At 33.4% G+C, this 769-nt stretch carries 1 protein-coding gene; it reads left to right on the forward strand.

The features are described from left to right. The coding region (locus JEM49_RS07950; RefSeq protein ID WP_201874566.1) for an LPXTG cell wall anchor domain-containing protein at window positions 1–577 on the forward strand (577 nt) is incomplete at its 5' end. Window positions 578–769 lie beyond the last annotated feature (192 nt).

Raw genomic sequence — 769 nt, forward strand, 5'->3', positions numbered from 1 at the left:
AAAGCACAACAATTCTGAAGATAATCATTCTTCAGTAGATAAAAAGCACAACAATTCTGAAGATAATCATTCATCAGAAGATAAGCACAACAATTCTGAAGATAATCATTCTTCAGAAGATAAGCAAAAGCAACACACTCCAACTACTCCAGAAGTAGAACAACCTAAGGCAACTACTCCAACTACTCCAGAAGTAGAACAACCTAAGGCAACTACTCCAACTACTGAAGAAGTAGAACAACCTAAGGCAACTACTCCAACTACTGAAGAAGTAGTACAACCTAAGGCAACTGAACAGCCATCTGACAATACTGCAACTCAAAAGAATAATGATGATGACTTCTACGCAATTCCTGTTAAAGCTCAAACTACTGACAAGAAAGCAAAAGTTAACCACCAAAAAGCAGTTTACAAGACTAATAATTCACAAAAGATGCCAAAGGCAACTTCAGTTGTTTATACAGCTAACAACTCAGAAGCTTTACCAAAGACCGGTGCAAAGCAAAGTGCACTTATTGTATTAATTGGTCTTGGTATGGTAGTTTTAAGTGGTTTTTTATACAAAAAAGAATTCTAATTAATTAGAAAAAGATTCAATTATTCGAATTGAATTTTTATTCAAAACAATGAATAATAGTTAAATTAAAAGGCTCTCTATCAAATGTTGTTGATAGAAGTCAAATATAATGGCTCTCTGTCAAATCGTGTTGATAGAAGTCAACTATAATTTAATAATTGGATTAAGCATCAAGCTGCTATGTACCAGCTT

This window comes from Lactobacillus sp. A27, assembly GCF_016742815.1.
Classification (GTDB): Bacteria; Bacillota; Bacilli; order Lactobacillales; family Lactobacillaceae; genus Lactobacillus; species Lactobacillus gallinarum.